This window comes from Enterobacter cloacae complex sp. I3 (genome assembly GCF_014896175.1).
Classification (GTDB): domain Bacteria; phylum Pseudomonadota; class Gammaproteobacteria; order Enterobacterales; family Enterobacteriaceae; genus Enterobacter; species Enterobacter bugandensis.
The window spans coordinates 1-17,211 of sequence record NZ_JADBQZ010000020.1 but is presented as its reverse complement, the minus strand read 5'-3'; the positions used below and the strand labels follow the sequence as shown (position 1 = coordinate 17,211).

At 53.3% G+C, this 17,211-nt stretch carries 20 protein-coding genes; 11 read left to right on the top strand and 9 right to left on the bottom strand.

Going from position 1 to position 17,211, the window contains the following annotated elements:
- Window positions 1-39: 39 nt before the first annotated feature.
- The gene (gene msrB / locus IM271_RS16175) at window positions 40-453 is read right to left on the bottom strand and encodes a peptide-methionine (R)-S-oxide reductase MsrB (protein ID WP_028012770.1); all 414 of its coding nucleotides are present in this window, start codon (window positions 451-453) and stop codon (window positions 40-42) included.
- Between the two features lie 341 nt (window positions 454-794).
- On the opposite strand from msrB, the gene gapA reads away from it, so the two are divergent.
- The gene (gene gapA, locus IM271_RS16170) at window positions 795-1,790 is read left to right on the top strand and encodes a glyceraldehyde-3-phosphate dehydrogenase (protein ID WP_006809136.1); all 996 of its coding nucleotides are present in this window, start codon (window positions 795-797) and stop codon (window positions 1,788-1,790) included.
- Window positions 1,791-1,865: 75 nt separating this feature from the next.
- Entirely contained in the window at window positions 1,866-2,750 is an 885-nt protein-coding gene (locus IM271_RS16165; protein ID WP_193052860.1) for a D-hexose-6-phosphate mutarotase, read from the top strand.
- 78 nt (window positions 2,751-2,828) lie between these two features.
- Here the strand turns inward: IM271_RS16165 and IM271_RS16160 are convergent, their stop codons facing one another.
- Window positions 2,829-3,575, bottom strand: a complete 747-nt coding sequence (locus tag IM271_RS16160; RefSeq protein WP_041910477.1) for a MipA/OmpV family protein — start codon at window positions 3,573-3,575, stop codon at window positions 2,829-2,831.
- A 430-nt stretch (window positions 3,576-4,005) separates the two neighbouring features.
- Between IM271_RS16160 and yeaG the strand changes: the two genes are divergently transcribed.
- From yeaG to IM271_RS16145, 3 genes are all read left to right on the top strand, one after another.
- Window positions 4,006-5,940 carry a protein kinase YeaG gene (gene yeaG, locus IM271_RS16155; protein WP_014883443.1) on the top strand — a complete coding sequence of 645 codons (1,935 nt, stop codon included), beginning with the start codon at window positions 4,006-4,008 and terminating at the stop codon, window positions 5,938-5,940.
- A 74-nt stretch (window positions 5,941-6,014) separates the two neighbouring features.
- A complete protein-coding gene (locus IM271_RS16150; protein WP_028012767.1) occupies window positions 6,015-7,298 on the top strand; it encodes a YeaH/YhbH family protein in 1,284 nt (427 codons plus the stop codon).
- 99 nt (window positions 7,299-7,397) lie between these two features.
- Window positions 7,398-7,904 (top strand): YbaK/prolyl-tRNA synthetase associated domain-containing protein, encoded by a 507-nt coding sequence (locus IM271_RS16145; protein WP_028012766.1) that lies wholly within the window; start codon window positions 7,398-7,400, stop codon window positions 7,902-7,904.
- A 5-nt stretch (window positions 7,905-7,909) separates the two neighbouring features.
- Here the strand turns inward: IM271_RS16145 and yoaI are convergent, their stop codons facing one another.
- Window positions 7,910-8,014: a small membrane protein YoaI gene (yoaI, locus tag IM271_RS16140; RefSeq protein ID WP_088205013.1), complete on the bottom strand. Its 105-nt coding sequence runs from the start codon at window positions 8,012-8,014 to the stop codon at window positions 7,910-7,912.
- A 144-nt stretch (window positions 8,015-8,158) separates the two neighbouring features.
- On the opposite strand from yoaI, the gene IM271_RS16135 reads away from it, so the two are divergent.
- Window positions 8,159-8,605: a DUF441 domain-containing protein gene (locus IM271_RS16135; RefSeq protein ID WP_193052859.1), complete on the top strand. Its 447-nt coding sequence runs from the start codon at window positions 8,159-8,161 to the stop codon at window positions 8,603-8,605.
- Here IM271_RS16135 and IM271_RS16130 read toward each other — a convergent pair.
- Window positions 8,589-9,380, bottom strand: a complete 792-nt coding sequence (locus IM271_RS16130; RefSeq protein ID WP_041910482.1) for a helix-turn-helix transcriptional regulator — start codon at window positions 9,378-9,380, stop codon at window positions 8,589-8,591. The two genes, IM271_RS16135 and IM271_RS16130, sit on opposite strands and share 17 nt — an antisense overlap.
- 99 nt (window positions 9,381-9,479) lie before the next feature.
- On the opposite strand from IM271_RS16130, the gene IM271_RS16125 reads away from it, so the two are divergent.
- Window positions 9,480-10,667: a CynX/NimT family MFS transporter gene (locus IM271_RS16125; RefSeq protein WP_193052858.1), complete on the top strand. Its 1,188-nt coding sequence runs from the start codon at window positions 9,480-9,482 to the stop codon at window positions 10,665-10,667.
- Window positions 10,668-10,698: 31 nt separating this feature from the next.
- On the opposite strand, the gene IM271_RS16120 is transcribed toward IM271_RS16125, so the two are convergent.
- Window positions 10,699-11,406: a CTP synthase gene (locus IM271_RS16120; RefSeq protein WP_028012763.1), complete on the bottom strand. Its 708-nt coding sequence runs from the start codon at window positions 11,404-11,406 to the stop codon at window positions 10,699-10,701.
- Window positions 11,407-11,507: 101 nt separating this feature from the next.
- Between IM271_RS16120 and IM271_RS16115 the strand changes: the two genes are divergently transcribed.
- Window positions 11,508-11,852, top strand: coding sequence for a DUF488 domain-containing protein (locus tag IM271_RS16115; protein WP_041910484.1), 345 nt, complete (start codon window positions 11,508-11,510; stop codon window positions 11,850-11,852).
- Here IM271_RS16115 and IM271_RS16110 read toward each other — a convergent pair whose 3' ends face one another.
- Both IM271_RS16110 and IM271_RS16105 read right to left on the bottom strand, forming a co-directional pair.
- Window positions 11,853-12,158 (bottom strand): hypothetical protein, encoded by a 306-nt coding sequence (locus IM271_RS16110; protein ID WP_028012761.1) that lies wholly within the window; start codon window positions 12,156-12,158, stop codon window positions 11,853-11,855.
- An 80-nt stretch (window positions 12,159-12,238) separates the two neighbouring features.
- On the bottom strand, window positions 12,239-12,493 hold the full coding sequence (locus IM271_RS16105) for a DUF333 domain-containing protein (RefSeq protein WP_193052857.1): 255 nt from the start codon (window positions 12,491-12,493) through the stop codon (window positions 12,239-12,241).
- A gap of 308 nt (window positions 12,494-12,801) precedes the next feature.
- Here IM271_RS16105 and IM271_RS16100 point away from each other — a divergent pair, with 308 nt between their 5' ends.
- Together IM271_RS16100 and IM271_RS16095 are read left to right on the top strand one after the other, a co-directional pair.
- A complete protein-coding gene (locus tag IM271_RS16100; protein WP_045630223.1) occupies window positions 12,802-13,821 on the top strand; it encodes a sensor domain-containing diguanylate cyclase in 1,020 nt (339 codons plus the stop codon).
- A 45-nt stretch (window positions 13,822-13,866) separates the two neighbouring features.
- Window positions 13,867-13,965 (top strand): YoaK family small membrane protein, encoded by a 99-nt coding sequence (locus tag IM271_RS16095; RefSeq protein WP_014883431.1) that lies wholly within the window; start codon window positions 13,867-13,869, stop codon window positions 13,963-13,965.
- 126 nt (window positions 13,966-14,091) lie between these two features.
- Here the strand turns inward: IM271_RS16095 and IM271_RS16090 are convergent, their stop codons facing one another.
- Together IM271_RS16090 and IM271_RS16085 are read right to left on the bottom strand one after the other, a co-directional pair.
- The gene (locus IM271_RS16090; protein WP_028012758.1) at window positions 14,092-14,340 is read right to left on the bottom strand and encodes a GlsB/YeaQ/YmgE family stress response membrane protein; all 249 of its coding nucleotides are present in this window, start codon (window positions 14,338-14,340) and stop codon (window positions 14,092-14,094) included.
- A 278-nt stretch (window positions 14,341-14,618) separates the two neighbouring features.
- Window positions 14,619-16,103 (bottom strand): sensor domain-containing diguanylate cyclase, encoded by a 1,485-nt coding sequence (locus IM271_RS16085; RefSeq protein WP_236300255.1) that lies wholly within the window; start codon window positions 16,101-16,103, stop codon window positions 14,619-14,621.
- Between the two features lie 172 nt (window positions 16,104-16,275).
- On the opposite strand from IM271_RS16085, the gene IM271_RS16080 reads away from it, so the two are divergent.
- A partial coding sequence (locus IM271_RS16080; protein ID WP_193052856.1) for a CSS-motif domain-containing protein occupies window positions 16,276-17,211 on the top strand: 936 nt, incomplete at its 3' end.

Sequence of the window (17,211 nt, the reverse complement as noted above, 5' to 3'; positions counted from 1 at the left end):
TCTCTCCCTTTCAAAGGAATAATTTGCTGAATCGTTTTTTCAACCCTTAATCTGGTCGCCGTTTTCATCATCGGTGAAGCTCATTGAGGCTGAATTCACGCAGAAACGCTCACCCGTTGGCTGAGGACCATCCGGGAAGACGTGCCCCAGGTGCGCGTCGCAGTTACCGCAGCGAATTTCCGTGCGCACCATACCGTGCGACGAGTCGGTCAGATAGCGGATTGCGTCATCGCTCACCGGCTCGTAAAAGCTCGGCCAGCCGCAGCCGGAGTCATATTTCGTTTGTGAATTGAACAGCGGGGCATCGCAGACCAGACAGTGATAGACACCGTCTCGCTTGTTGTGCAGTAATCGCCCGGTAAATGGCGGCTCCGTGCCGTGATTCTGGGTCACGTAAAACTGCATTTCGGTGAGGTTTTTTTTCAAATCGTCAGGGTTATGTTGGTTCGACATATGCTTACATCTCGCTGTAGAAACAGACATCTTTTAACCCGGATTCTAACAAAACATTAACACCCTTGCGTGCACTTTTGTTCTAAACTTATGTGTCGCGAAAAGGCGGTCAGGCAATTGTGATCACGTTCACATTTTTATCCTGCGAGGACTTTAAAATTCCGGGCGCAGCCCCCATGTGGTTGCAAGCTCAAAGGGAAAGTGAGGCGAGTCAGTCGCACAAACGTTAGTCACAGGATTGATTTGTCGCAATGATTGACACGATTCCGCTTGACGCTGCGTAAGGTTTTTGTAATTTTACAGGCAACCTTTTATTCACTAACAAATAGCTGGTGGAATATATGACTATCAAAGTAGGTATCAACGGTTTTGGCCGTATCGGCCGTATTGTTTTCCGTGCTGCTCAGAAACGTTCTGACATCGAAATCGTTGGTATCAACGATCTCCTGGACGCTGAATACATGGCGTACATGCTGAAGTACGACTCAACTCACGGTCGTTTCGACGGCACCGTTGAAGTGAAAGACGGCCACCTGGTTGTTAACGGCAAAACCATCCGCGTTACTGCTGAGAAAGACCCAGCTAACCTGAAATGGAACGAAATCGGTGTTGACGTTGTTGCTGAAGCAACCGGTATCTTCCTGACCGACGAAACTGCACGTAAACACATCACTGCGGGTGCGAAGAAAGTTGTTCTGACTGGTCCTTCCAAAGACAACACCCCAATGTTCGTTCGCGGTGCAAACTTCGAAACTTACGCTGGCCAGGACATCGTTTCTAACGCATCCTGCACCACCAACTGCCTGGCACCGCTGGCTAAAGTGATCAACGACAACTTCGGCATCATCGAAGGTCTGATGACTACCGTTCACGCGACCACCGCTACTCAGAAAACCGTTGACGGCCCGTCTCACAAAGACTGGCGCGGCGGCCGTGGCGCGGCTCAGAACATCATCCCATCCTCTACCGGTGCTGCTAAAGCTGTAGGTAAAGTACTGCCAGAACTGAATGGCAAACTGACTGGTATGGCGTTCCGCGTTCCAACTCCTAACGTATCCGTTGTTGACCTGACCGTTCGTCTGGAAAAAGCTGCTTCTTATGAAGAAATTAAGAAAGCAATCAAAGCTGCTTCCGAAGGCCCAATGAAAGGCGTTCTGGGTTACACCGAAGACGACGTTGTATCTACCGATTTCAACGGCGAAGTGTGCACTTCCGTGTTCGATGCTAAAGCAGGTATCGCACTGAACGACAACTTCGTGAAACTGGTTTCCTGGTACGACAACGAAACCGGCTACTCTAACAAAGTACTGGACCTGATCGCTCACATCTCCAAATAAGTTGAGATGAGTGATTGATCCAAAAAGGCGACTTCGGTCGCCTTTTTTATTGTTTTTTAGACAGAGGATTGCTTAATGATAAATAAAATTTTTGCACTTCCGGTAGTCGAACATCTTACCCCTGTGCTCTCCCGCCGTCAGATTGACGGTGCCGACGTTATCGTCGTTGACCACCCGCGCGTTAAAGCCTCCGTGGCGCTGAACGGCGCGCACCTGCTCTCCTGGAAACCGGAAGGCGAAGCGGAAGCGCTGTGGCTGAGTGACGCCACCTCGTTCAAAAAAGGGGATGCGATTCGCGGCGGCGTACCGATCTGCTGGCCGTGGTTTGGCCCTTCCGCACAGCCGGGTTTGCCTTCTCACGGTTTCGCCCGTAACCAGCAGTGGACGCTGAAAGCGCATAACGAAGACGACAACGGTGCAGTGCTGACCTTTGAGCTGCAGGCTAATGATGAAACCCGCGCCCTGTGGCCGCATGATTTCACCCTGTATGCCCGCTTCAAACTGGGTCAGAGCTGCGAGATTGAGCTGGAAGCCCACGGCGAGTTCGAGACCACCTCTGCCCTGCATACCTACTTCAACGTGGGTGACATCAATGCAGTGAAGGTGAGCGGCCTGGGCGATACCTTTATCGACAAAGTTGATAACGCGAAGGAAGGTAAGCTGAGCGACGGCGTTCAGGCGTTCCCTGACCGTACTGACCGCGTCTATCTGCATCCGGAAGCGTGCAGCGTGATCCACGACGGTGCTCTGAACCGCGGCATTGAGGTGGTTCATCACCATCACAGCAACGTGGTGGGCTGGAACCCGGGGCCTGCACTCTCCATCAGCATGGCCGACATCCCTGATGACGGTTACAAAACGTTCGTCTGCGTGGAAACGGCCTGCGTAACCACCCCGCAGAAAGCGAGCGAGGAAAAGCCGTCTCGTTTAGGGCAGACAATTCGCATCGTTAAGCGATAAGGTCGCTGCACCACACCAAAGCAAACGGGGCGCAAGCGCCCCGTTTTGATGCAATGATTGCACCGCGATAATGCACAATCAGAACTTGTAGGTCACACCCACCGAGAAGATGCCAGCCCAGGACTTATCAACCATCGGGCTATCCTTCACTTCGTCGCTCAGACGCTCGTAACGGCCGGTACCGTAGACGTTCCAGTCGCCAAGGAAGTTATAGCTCGCGGTCAGCTCCAGGTAAGGATCCCAGCCATCATCGGCGCTGTAGCTTTTCAGCCCACTGCGACGGGACTCGTTTTTAGAGACGCCGTAGTAATAGTCGTTGTAGTTTTCACTGTTGTACTGCACGCCGATACCCGGCGTCAGGGTGAGCCCACCGTTGGTATAGCGATACAACCACGCCAGATCCCAGATAAAGCCGTTGCTGTTATCCAGCGTATCACCCGCCAGGGCCGTACGGAGGAAGCCATACTGGGTGTTATGCACGTATGAAAGCCCGGCCATCATGGAGCTTTTGCGCTTGTCTAGCTGGCGAAGCGCGTGGCTGTCGCTGTCGCCTGGCTTGAAGTGCGTTGGATCGTAGTAGGCCATGATAGAAAGCTTATCGGCCGTATCGTTCCACAGATAGTAGCCGCCGCCGAGACCGCGGAACCAGAAGTTATCGCCTTCATAGGTGATAACGGGTACAGGATAAACATCGCGGTCATACTGTTTGTATGGGCTGTTAATGACGCCAACGCCCGCACCCACCGTCCACTGACTTTCCGCCTGAGCGGTGCTAACTGCGGTCGCGGCAAGGATGCCCAATGCCAGAAGTTTGAGTTTGGTCACAATCCATTCTTTCCTGTAGTCAAATAATCAGCGGGTGAAGTGTAACCGCCATTCCCGTACATCCCAAAATTTTTTGCCTGCTAATCAGTCTGATTAACCCATTATTTTTAACTTTTCAGATGACAACCCGCTTTCATTTATATGACCGATGAATGAAAAACGTGCTTAAGCCTTATAACCAGGGTGGAAATTTTTGGATGAGTTATTGATATGTCATTGAAATTAGTTTTTCTCAGCATGCAAGTTTGGCAAATGCCATCTACGCTTAAATTTAAGAAGAGTTTTCCTGAACACCTGCGGTTCTTAGCGTCTGACCTGGCACACAGGTTGCTGCTCTGGCAGTGGGGTGCGAGAGATTCTCTTCCGGGAGCCTCCACTACTCATACGAACGGCTCTTATCCTGTGCTAAAAAACGAAAGGACGGCATGCCATGAATATATTCGATCACTATCGCCAGCGCTACGAAGCTGCCAAGGACGAAGAGTTCACACTGCAGGAGTTTCTTACCATTTGTCGGCAAGATCGCAGTGCCTATGCCAATGCGGCAGAACGGCTATTGATGGCTATCGGTGAGCCAAACATGGTTGATACTGCCCTGGAGCCACGGCTTTCCCGTCTATTTTCGAATCGGGTGGTCGCCCGATATCCGGCGTTCGAAGAGTTCTATGGTATGGAAGATGCCATTGAACAGATTGTCTCCTATCTGAAGCATGCCGCCCAGGGTCTGGAAGAGAAGAAACAGATCCTCTATTTACTCGGCCCCGTCGGCGGCGGTAAATCCTCGCTAGCTGAACGCCTGAAGTCGCTGATGCAGCGCGTACCGATTTACGTGCTGAGCGCCAACGGCGAACGCAGCCCGGTGAACGACCATCCGCTGTGCCTGTTTAACCCGCAGGAAGATGCGCAAATTCTGGATAAAGAGTTTGGCATCCCGCGTCGCTACCTCGGCACCATTATGTCGCCGTGGGCGGCAAAACGCCTGCACGAATTTGGCGGTGATATCACCAAATTCCGCGTCGTGAAAGTGTGGCCATCCATCCTGGAGCAGATCGCTATCGCCAAAACGGAACCGGGTGATGAGAACAACCAGGATATCTCGGCGCTGGTGGGTAAAGTCGATATCCGTAAGCTGGAAAACTTCGCACAAAACGACCCGGATGCCTATGGCTATTCCGGTGCGCTGTGCCGCGCCAACCAGGGGATTATGGAATTCGTCGAGATGTTTAAAGCACCGATCAAAGTGCTGCATCCTCTGCTGACGGCGACCCAGGAAGGGAACTACAACGGGACGGAAGGTATCTCCGCCCTGCCGTTTAACGGGATTATTCTCGCCCACTCGAACGAATCGGAATGGGTAACCTTCCGTAATAACAAAAACAATGAGGCCTTCCTTGACCGCGTGTACATCGTCAAGGTGCCTTATTGCCTGCGGATCTCCGAAGAGATCAAAATTTACGAAAAACTGCTTAACCACAGCGAGCTGGTGCATGCGCCATGCGCTCCTGGCACGCTGGAAACGCTCTCGCGCTTCTCCATCCTGTCGCGTCTGAAAGAGCCGGAAAACTCCAGCATCTATTCGAAAATGCGCGTCTACGACGGTGAAAGCCTGAAAGATACCGACCCGAAAGCGAAATCGTACCAGGAATACCGCGATTACGCCGGGGTTGATGAAGGGATGAACGGCCTCTCCACGCGTTTCGCGTTTAAGATCCTCTCCCGGGTCTTTAACTTCGACCACGCGGAAGTGGCGGCCAACCCGGTTCATCTGTTCTACGTCCTGGAGCAGCAAATCGAGCGCGAGCAGTTCCCGCAGGAGCAGGCTGAACGCTACCTTGAGTTCCTGAAAGGCTACCTGATCCCGAAATATGCCGAGTTCATTGGCAAAGAGATCCAGACGGCCTATCTGGAATCCTATTCAGAATACGGGCAGAACATTTTCGACCGCTATGTCACCTACGCCGACTTCTGGATCCAGGATCAGGAGTACCGCGACCCGGATACCGGCCAGCTGTTTGATCGTGAATCCCTGAACGCGGAGCTGGAAAAAATCGAGAAGCCTGCCGGGATCAGCAACCCGAAAGACTTCCGTAATGAGATTGTGAACTTCGTCCTGCGCGCCAGAGCGCATAATAACGGGCGCAATCCGAACTGGACCAGCTACGAGAAGCTGCGCACGGTTATTGAGAAGAAAATGTTCTCCAATACCGAAGAGCTGCTGCCGGTGATCTCGTTTAACACCAAAACCTCAACCGACGAGCAGAAAAAACACGACGATTTTGTCGACCGTATGATGGAAAAAGGCTACACCCGCAAACAGGTTCGCCTGCTCTGCGAATGGTATCTGCGCGTGCGTAAATCGTCCTAAAACAAGTGCCCGGTAGCGCCTGCGCCTGCCGGGCCAACAAAAACGCAAGTTGGCAAATGCAGTACGGGGGGTATATGACCTGGTTTATTGACCGGCGTCTTAACGGCAAAAACAAGAGCACGGTGAACCGCCAGCGCTTCTTGCGCCGTTATAAAGCGCAAATTAAACAGTCGATCTCCGAGGCCATCAACAAACGCTCGGTGACCGACGTCGACAGCGGCGAGTCTGTCTCCATCCCTACCGATGACATCAGCGAACCGATGTTTCATCAGGGGCGCGGCGGCCTGCGCCATCGCGTTCATCCAGGTAACGACCACTTCGTTCAGAACGACAGAATTGAGCGCCCTCAGGGCGGCGGCGGTGGTTCAGGAAGCGGTCAGGGGCAGGCCAGCCAGGACGGTGAAGGCCAGGATGAGTTCGTTTTCCAGATTTCGAAAGATGAATATCTCGACCTGCTGTTTGAGGACCTTGCGCTGCCGAATCTGAAAAAGAATCAGCATCGTCAGCTTAACGAGTATAAAACCCATCGCGCGGGCTATACCGCTAACGGCGTGCCCGCCAATATCAGCGTTGTGCGTTCGTTGCAGAATTCTCTGGCGCGCCGCACGGCCATGACAGCGGGCAAACGTCGCGAACTGCGCGAGCTGGAGAGCAGCCTGAAGGTCGTGGAAAACACGGAGCCGGCGCAGCTGCTGGAAGAGGAGCGCCTGCGTAAAGAGATTGCCGAGCTAAGAGCGAAGATCGACCGCGTACCGTTTATCGATACCTTCGACCTGCGCTACAAGAACTACGAAAAACGTCCCGAACCCTCCAGCCAGGCGGTGATGTTCTGTCTGATGGACGTCTCCGGCTCGATGGACCAGGCCACCAAGGATATGGCGAAGCGTTTCTACATCCTGCTCTACCTGTTCCTGAGCAGAACCTATAAGAACGTGGAAGTGGTTTATATCCGCCATCACACCCAGGCCAAAGAGGTGGATGAACATGAGTTCTTCTACTCCCAGGAGACCGGGGGGACCATCGTATCAAGCGCCCTGAAGCTGATGGATGAAGTAGTGAAAGAGCGTTACGACCCGGCGCAGTGGAACATTTATGCCGCGCAGGCGTCGGATGGCGACAACTGGGCCGACGACTCACCGCTGTGTCACGAGATCCTGGCGAAGAAAATTCTGCCGGTGGTGCGTTACTACAGCTATATCGAAATTACCCGTCGCGCCCACCAGACCCTGTGGCGGGAATATGAACATCTGCAGTCCATGTTCGATAACTTTGCCATGCAGCATATCCGCGATCAGGATGATATTTATCCTGTGTTCAGGGAGCTGTTCCACAAGCAATCTGCTACCAGCAACGCATAACCCAACAGCCAGCGAATCCGCTGGCTGTTTTCTTTCGACCCCGTTTATCCCGTGCTAATGTAGCAAGCTGCATACTGGATTATCACCGGGAAAATTATGATGACTGACGACGTTATGGGGACAAGTACCCACCATCAGCTGATTACCTTACTCACCGAGCAGGGCGCGCGTTTTCGCGTCATGGAGCACGAGGCGGTGGGGAAATGCGAAGCGGTGAGTGAAATTCGCGGGACCGATCTTCGCCAGGGGGCAAAAGCCCTGGTCTGCAAGGTTAAGGGCAACGGCGTAAAAAAACACGTACTGGCGATTCTGGCCGCCGACCTGCAGGCCGATCTGAGCCAGCTTGCCAGCCATTTTGGCGGGCTTAAAGCCTCCCTCGCCAGCCCGGCCGAGGTCGATACCCTTACCGCCTGCGTTTTTGGCGCGATCCCGCCCTTTAGCTTCCATCCTGATTTAGCGCTGGTGGCCGACCCGCTGCTGTTCGAGCGTTTCGACGAAATTGCCTTTAACGCCGGTTTACTGGAGAAATCCGTGATCATGGACACCCAGGATTACCTGCGCATCGCCCGTCCTGAGCTTGTAAACTTCCATAAGGCGTCGTCGTGACGGCGCTAGCCTCTTCTTTCCAGAAACAGCACGGAGGCGACGAGAATCACGGCAATAGCGAAAAACGATGAGGAGATAATGAGCGTTTCAACAAACATGTGATCGTTCATGATGGCGATCCCTTTGCGATACCTGCCTTCGTTTTAATCCGCGTAAATGACAGGGTAATGACAGCGATAAAATCTTTTAAACGCTGTCCTCCGCCGCGTTTACGCGTACAGTAAGCAGGATAATTATTCTGGCAAGGATCCCCCATGTTTGACCCGACTCTGCTCATTCTTCTGACGCTCGCCGCGCTCGGCTTTATCAGCCATAACACCACCGTCGCCATCTCTATTCTGGTGCTGATTATTGTGCGCGTGACCCCGTTAAATAGCTTTTTCCCGTGGATAGAAAAACAAGGCCTCACCATCGGGATCATCATTTTAACCATCGGGGTGATGGCTCCCATCGCCAGCGGCACCCTTCCCGCCTCAACGCTGCTGCACTCGTTTGTGAACTGGAAATCGCTGGTGGCGATCGCGGTGGGGATTTTTGTTTCGTGGCTGGGCGGACGCGGCGTGACGCTGATGAGCAGCCAGCCCTCGCTGGTGGCGGGCCTGCTGGTGGGCACGGTACTCGGCGTGGCGCTCTTCCGCGGCGTGCCGGTAGGCCCGCTGATTGCGGCAGGGCTGGTGTCCCTGTTTATCGGGAAGTCATAGTCAGGCTGGCCATGTAACGCGCCGGCGTCTGGCCCAGCCCCTTTTTGAACATGGTGATAAACGCGGTGGTAGAGTCATAGCCCAGAGACTGTGCCACCTGCTGCACCGATTTCCCGCTAATCAAATGCTGTAACGCCACGATCAGCTGAAGCTGGTGACGCCAGCGGCGAAAGCTTAAACCGGTCTCTTTGACCACCAGCCGCGCCAGGTTGCGTTCACTCATCGCGAAATGGCTCGCCCACTGTGCCAGCGTCTGCCAGGCGGCGGGCTCTTCCGCCATCTTCTCGCTCATCAGCCGGATTTTAGGATGGGGAGAGACGGGCAGCTGCAGATGCTCCTGGCGCTGGAGCGGCAGCTCGTCAAACAGGACGTCCACCAGACGCGATGTGGCCGCAAGATGCAGCTGTTCACGTGATTTCTCCGCCAGGGATAAAATCAGCTCCCGCACCAGGGGAGAGATTTTCAGGGTGCAGCAGCGGTCGGGCAGGCTGGCGGCACCAGGCTCAATAAACAAAAAGCAGAGCTGCGCCCCCGGCGTGGCCCTGTTGCTGTGCGGCATTTGGCCTGGGATCCAGACGGCATACTGGGGCGGTACCATCAGCATCGCATTTTCCACTTCGCAGGTGATCGCGCCGCCAAGGGCCAGAATCAGCTGCCCCTTACGGTGTTGATGCTGCGGAATATATTGTTCTTCCGTCACCACGCGGATGCGAAACGCGACGGCCGCATCGTGCTGGCTATCAGGATCGTAGCCGTCCAGTCCCAGACCAATCATCAGGTTGTCCGATATTAGCGATAAACTGTCATTTTAGCCTGATTTCAACCGCTGAGAAAATCGGTATTGTGTGCGCTCGCTTGAACGTATGAGAACACAATGACTACTGCTCTTCGCACCTCAGGAAAACAGGGCGCGCTGTTGATCGCAGGCATCCTGATGATTGCCACCACGCTTCGCGTCACCTTTACCGGCGCAGCGCCGCTGCTCGATACTATTCGCCTTGATTATGGCTTAAGCACGGCGCAAACCGGTCTGCTGACCACCCTGCCCCTGCTGGCCTTTGCTCTTGTCTCCCCGCTCGCGGCGGGCGTTGCCCGGCGTATCGGCATGGAGCGCAGCCTGTTTATCGCCCTGATGCTGATTTGCATCGGGATTGCGGTTCGCTCCCTGCCTTCCGCTACCCTGCTTTTCATCGGAACGGCGGTGATTGGTTGCGGGATCGCGCTGGGGAATGTGCTGCTGCCCGGCTTAATTAAGCGTGACTTTCCGGGTCAGGTGGCAAAACTCACCGGCGCCTATTCCCTGACGATGGGTGTCTCTGCCGCGTTAGGCTCGGCGCTGATCGTACCTCTGGCTCAGGGTGATGCGGGCTGGCATGGCGCGCTGCTGATGCTGATGGCGTTTCCGCTGATCGCGCTGTTGCTCTGGCTGCCGCAGTGGCGTCAAAAACACGTCGCAACGGTAACAGGCGCAGGCGCGCTGCATAACCGCGCGATCTGGCGCTCGGCACTCGCCTGGCAGGTGACGCTCTTTCTGGGGATAAATTCGCTGATTTATTACGTCATCATCGGCTGGCTGCCGGCGATACTGCTCAGCCATGGCTTCAGCGAAGCGCAGGCCGGCTCGGTGCACGGTCTTTTACAGCTTGCCACGGCCGTGCCGGGGCTTGCCGTTCCGCTCGTCCTCCAGCGCCTGAAGGATCAGCGAACCATCGCCGGAGCGGTTGGGCTGATGTGCGCGGTTAGCGCGGCGGGTTTGTGGTTTATGCCTGAGATGGCGGTGATGTGGACGCTGGTGTTTGGCTTTGGTACCGGGGCAACGATGATCCTCGGCCTGACGTTCATCGGCCTGCGCGCAAGCTCCGCACACCAGGCGGCAGCGTTGTCCGGTATGGCACAGTCTATTGGTTACCTGCTCGCCGCATGCGGTCCGCCGCTGATGGGTAAAATTCACGATTCGGCTGGAGACTGGCGGATCCCGCTTCTCACCTGCGCGCTGGCCGCTGTCGTCATGGCCATCTGCGGCGTACTTGCCGGGCGCGACCGGGAAATCGCGCCCCGATAAACACGGTGGCAGACCATCGGGTCTGCCTTTTTTACCCGCGCGCGGCGCGCAGCATTGCCTGCACCAGCACCACCGGACGCCCTTCCAGCGCAGCACGCTCATGCTGGAATAAGGTGATCACAAAGAACGGATGGGTCACCAGCTCCGCAGCGCGGATTTCCCCCTGCTCGTCCCAGCCCGTCACGCGCATATCACCGCTCTCCAGTTCCTGAGCAAACGCCGCCGATACGCCATAGTTACAGTGATAACCCTCTACGATTTCCGGCTTTCCGTAGGCCTTCGCGATCAACGTATTATTGCGCAGCTCAATAGCATCGGTTTTCTCCACCAGCGAGCAGGTCAGCGGCGCAATCACCATCGTGCCTTCGGTATCCGTCTCAGCATGTGCCGCGTCGCTCCAGCCCAGCACGTTACGGGCATACTCAATTAACGCATGCTGGAACCCACCGCAGGTGCCCAGGAACGGAATGCTGTTTTCACGCGCGTAGCGTGCGGCAATAAAGGCCGCCTCGGTATTTTTATAGGGGCTTGCGGGAACCAGCCAGATGGCATCGTAGCCCACCAGATCTTCAGAACTGGTTAATTCCGTGGTGGCAAGCCAGTCGTAATCGGCGGTGAGGTCAAGGACCGCGGCGGCGTCGTCAATGGCCAGCGGGATCGCCTTGTGTGCAATAACATCAGGATTGTAATCGCCAACCAGAGCAATGCGCAGCGTCGTTTTAACCGGGAGGTGTTCCATGAAAGGTTCCTTATGCCAGAGTATTATCAGATAACATAAGGAACCTCAGACTACCGATCTTCTGCAATTATCACAATACCTTAAATTGGGAGGGTGGAATTATGATTCAGTGCAAACGCGTCTATGAACAGGCGAGCCCGGGCGATGGCTATCGGGTTCTGGTGGACAGGCTCTGGCCCCGTGGGGTGAAAAAAACGGACCTCGCGTATGACGAATGGTGTAAAACGCTCACACCGTCCAGCGCGTTACGCAAGGACTTTCATAGCGAAGCGATTGATTTCGCGGCCTTCACTAAAGCCTACAAGGAAGAGCTGGCGCAGCATAAGGACGAAGGAGAGCGTCTGGCTGCGCTGGCGAAAAAGCAGACCGTAACCCTGCTCTACGGCGCGAAGGACACGAAGCAGAATCACGCTCTGGTCTTAGCCGACTGGCTGCGCCATCTGTGATCAGCCGACCGTCAGCTCATCCTGAATTTGCGGAGCTTCGTCCGGGGTGAGCGGCATCAGGTGTTCGGCGCGAACAAACGCAAAGCCGTGCTGATTGTCAAAGGCGTAGACGTCTCCCGTCACCAGCCAGAGCGCGCGGTCCGCGCTTGCGGGTAACTGCGTCATCACGCCGTTGACCGGGTTAACGAAACGCTGGCCGGGCTGGCAGAGACCAAATAGCTCCACAGATTTACCAATATTGCGACGGCCTGACGCCGTGCGGGCACCGACGATCATCGCCACGCTGCCCGGTTTAAGCTGAAACATACTTCTCTCGCGGTAAAGGTAGCCAGAAATTGGCTAAGAATAATCCTAAAGAGAAGTGTATCGCAGCTACTGTCCCTCTGTCACCTGGCAGGTTGCGGATGATCGCGACGATAGAGCGTCCATTCGTCGATCACTTCGCCACCGGGCAGCTTGCACTCGGTGCGGACCCCCTGCGGGCTTTGAATTGGGACCTGTTCCCCGCCCTTTTCCAGGCAGTAAACGGAAGCCGGATTCGCCATGCCCACGGCGTGCGGCGGTTTCGGGGCGTCGGATGGGGTTGTTTTTGCGGTGCAGGCAACCAGGGGAAGCGCCAGCGCCAGTAGCAGAAATCTCATCTTGTTGATCCTTTTGACATCATCATTGGCTAAGGGTAACGGCTTGTCGCCGCTTTCTCCATGATTTCTCCATTCTAACTGCACTTTTCAACGCTACAGTCTGGCATGTTCTCACTTTGACCAGAGAACATCATTCCGTAATCAAGATGTCTTTGCCCCGTTCTCAACAACGGGGCTTTTTTTCCCGCCTGCTGCCTACCTCTGCATATATTAAATTTTCTATATTCATGTTTTACTATGCCGGAAGCCTAAAAATTCAGCATAACATGCAGATGCAGACGTCTTCTGCCTGGGAGTCATTCTACGTCATGTCGGATCTTATCCTCGCTCGCGTTTCAGAAACCCTTGCCACCGAGCAATCCCTTGAAAGCCTTGTTCGCCAGCTGCTGGAGATGCTGGAAATCGTCACCGACATGGAGTCGACGTATCTGACGAAGGTGGATATAACAGCCCGGCTGCAGCATATCCTCTATGCCCGAAACAGCAAGCAGATGACTATCCCGGAAGGGTTAAGCGTGCCATGGGATGAAACGCTGTGTAAGCGCGCGCTGGATAGCGACACATTATTCAGTAACGATGTTCCCGAGCGTTGGCCGGAGTGTGAAGCGGCGAAAGCACTCGGCATTACCACTTACATGAGCATCCCCGTTCATCTTGCCGATGGCTCGCTTTACGGTACGCTCTGCGCCACCAGCACGGCAAAAAAACCGCTCAGCGCGCGCGGCGAGCAGATGCTAAAACTCTTCGCCGGGTTGATTAGTCAGTATATTCAGAAAGAGTCTCTGGTGACCCAGCTCCGTGAAGCCAACGCGGCGCTTATCGCCCACTCCTACACAGATGCTCTTACAGGGTTACCCAACCGTCGCGCCATTTTTGAGGATCTGACCACCCTGTTTTCGCTGGCGCGGCATCTGAAACGTAACGCCATCATTGCCTTTATCGATCTGGATGATTTTAAACTGATTAACGATCGATACGGGCATGAAGCAGGTGACCAGTTCCTGATTGAAGTGGGCAAGCGTTTGACCGCAGAAAAACAGCAGGACGATATCATCGGCCGGCTGGGCGGCGATGAGTTTCTGGTGGCCACTCTGAGCAACGTCGAGAATGAGGAGCAAATCCACCTTCTCAGAACGCGCCTCAGCGCCCGAATTGCGGGGGAATACTGGCTGGGTAGCATCAGCATCATTTATCCTGGTGCCAGCCTCGGCGTTATCGAAGTGGATCCCGGCGTAACCGATCCGGACAGTGCGTTACGTGCCGCGGATATCGCGATGTATCAGGATAAGAAAGGAAAAAGCAAAACAGGCTTTCTCGCGATGGATTAACCCCGTACACTCTACGGCGTTATAAAAACCGAAACAGGTGATGATATGAGAATAGGGATCCTCTTCCCGGTCGTTATTTTTATAACGGCGGTGGTATTTCTGGCGTGGTTTTTTGTCGGTGGTTACGCTGCTCCGGGGGCATAAATGAGAAAAACCACCCTCATTATGTTGATCGTTGCCGTCGTGGCGTTTGCCGGCACGCAGTTTGGCTGGTGGTAAACCCGTTACGTAAAAAGGCCGCCATATGGCAGCCTTTTTAACGCTTCAGTATTAGCTTTTGATCTTTCTGTAGATAAACAGCACAACCAGCGCGCCGATCACCGCGACCGCGAAACTGCCGAAGTTAAAGCCATCGACTTTACCAAAACCGAACAGCGTACTGATCCAACCGCCGACTACCGCGCCGACAATACCCAGTATTATGGTGACGATAAACCCACCGCCATCTTTCCCCGGCATGATCCACTTCGCCAGAATACCCGCAATAAGCCCAAAGATAATCCAGGATAAAATTCCCATAACTTTCCTCTCTGTATGGTTTTTGTCATTAAATCAACGACACAAAAAGGATAGCACAGGATCTGAGAAAGGAAATTTGTGATAAGCCTCACAGAGAGAGTCTGCGCATTTCTTCATCAACATGCCCTTCCACAAGAACTGTGGGGTTGCATCTTTTATTGAGAAAGATTATCTTTCTCAACACTGAATAGTTGAGAAAAACACTCAGGTATTCAGTACGACATTGCTCACATTGCTTCCAGTATTTCTTGCCCACTCATGAGTGGGCTTTTTTTTGATCAAGCCCCAACGAAAGCGTGCCGGTTGCGCCCGCCGCGTTTTGCCTGATAGAGCGCCTGGTCGGCAGCATTAATAATATTCTGCTGGCTACCCGCGATATTGACAGCACGCGCACTGGAGACCCCTACGCTTACCGTGACCCGCCCGAAGGGGCTAAATGCGTGTTCAATTTGCTGAGAGAAAACATAGCGAATAATCGTCTGCGCAAGACGGAGCGCCTCCTGGATATCCGTTTCAGGCAAAATCAGCGCAAACTCCTCCCCGCCATAGCGCGCCACAATCTGGTTGTCGCGGGTGAGACTTTCCCTGAGGCAGTTTCCCAGCAACGCCAGGCATCTGTCCCCTTCCGGATGACCGTAGTTATCGTTGTACTTTTTGAAGTAGTCCACATCCACAAGGAGCAGCGAAACCGGCGCGTCCTTTGCCGCACACGCCGCAATTTCCGAGAGGATTTTTTCATCAAAGATGCGCCTGTTATAAAGCCCTGTCAGCGCATCCTCCGAGGCAATAATCTTTAGCGCTTTGTTATCCCGTGCTTTTCTGGATAAGTCGGAATAGAGGAAACAGGACGCCACGATGAGCGTCGCGGTAAACACCAAAATAAGTGCGGCAAGCTGAATCGCCTGCTTGCGCCACGGTGAAAGGGCTTCATCAATGCTTACCGCTACCGTCGTAACCAGTCCGTAGCGCCTGTTTTTCTCATAGGCATAAATGCGTTCGATTTTATCAAACCTGGAGACAGAGCTGGCTATCCCTGTATTTTGTACCTTGAGGTATTTTCTGAAGAGAGGTGAGTCAGAAAAAATCGTACCGATATAGTTATTTTTAAAGGGATAACGAATCAGTAAAACGCCTGCTTGCGTCGTTAAACCAATAACGCCCGCGTGACCAATATTAATCTGTCCATAAAGCGCCAGAAAATTTTCGATACCCAGCGTCACCACCACAACACCGTTAAATGCACCGGTGTGTGTTTCAAGGCGTCGGCTAAGAGTAATAACCCATTTACCATTGGTTCTGCTTATCACCGGCTCACCAATATAAATCTGCTGACTTTTATTTTCCTTGTGATAGACAAAAAATGCCCTGTCCGCGCCATTATGGGGGCCCGCAAAATTTTTGTGCAATGCAGTGAAGATATCCCCATGCGCATCATAGACAACCACATTATTAATCTGAGTAAGAAGATTATCCTGATTGCTTATCATTCGCTGAATATTGATCGCCTGTTGCGGGGTCATACCATAAATTTCGATTGTGTCGGAAACGGTGGTAATCAACATTTCACTTTGGCGAATGATCCCTTCCGTGTAGACGTTAAGGGTATGGCTCAGGTTGGCAACGCTGGTATTGATTTGCTGGATTGACTGCTGTCGGGACGTGGCAATCTGGACGGCAAGCGACAATGAAACAATCAATGAGACAATGATGACGGTAATGGTTGTTGTGTAAAAAGTATTTTTCACATGCACGAGCTTTTCCACCTTATCACGCCTGGCATCCCTGGCTGACAACTCTTGTCACTGTAACAAAGCTCAGGTTAAGAGGAAAACAAATTGCACTTAAGCATAACGGCTGCCGTTATTATCAGGCTTGTAGCTTGCACTGCCTGTGATAAGATTTGAGAGATGAGGGAGCGGACAGGGTATCTGGAAAATGAAAAAGATCATTGCCGTTACTATCGTTTCAGCGTTTCTGGTCTTCCTGTCTCTTTTTGCGGTTAATGCAGTTATCGGGGGCCAGCAGAAAAGTAAACAGCTTGAGATTTCCCGAACCCTTTTACAGCATTCAGAAAGTCTGACCCAGAGCGTGGCGCAGACGCTCAAAAACCTGACCACACAGGGATGCGACAGAGACAGCCTCGATCGCTACCGGCAGGTCAAGCTCGAAAGCCGCTATGTCGCTGACGTCGGTTTTATTGAAAAGGGAAAAATAGTCTGTACCGCTTTTTGGGGTAAACTCGTTAATCCTGTCCCGCTTCCTGAAGAGCTCCATGAAACGCCCAGAGGATTTCTCCTCGCGCAATTTTCGAGAAAGGATTTTTTTACCGGCAATGCGGCCATCTATAATAATCACATTATCTTCACCTCCCGCTATGCTTACGATAAATTCACCCCGGTTACGGAGAGCTATTCTCTGAGCACCACCACCAGGGACTTAAGCAGAACGTTTTTTTCGGCTACGCCTGAATTAAACCAACAGAGCGAACTGAATTCCTCCTTGTTTACCCTGACCCTCACCCGGTGCAGCACCACGTGGGATTTGTGCGTCATTGTGAAGCATCACAACGCGGGACTGGCCTCGTTATCTCCCGTTGTATTTATCGTTCTCGCGGTCATTTTATGTTTTATCTGGATTGCGATAACGCTCTTTTTCTTTCGACTCAACGAGGACCGGTTCTCCCTGGAGCGGACGCTGGTCAAAGCTGTTATCACTAATACTATCGGCGTTCATTACCAGCCCATTGTTCGGATTGAGGATAAAAAAATTGTAGGCGTGGAGGTCTTGTCAAGATGGCGTGACGCAAGATACGGTGACGTCTCCCCGGAACTGTTTATTCCATTAATCAAAAAAATTGGCCTGTATAAAAAT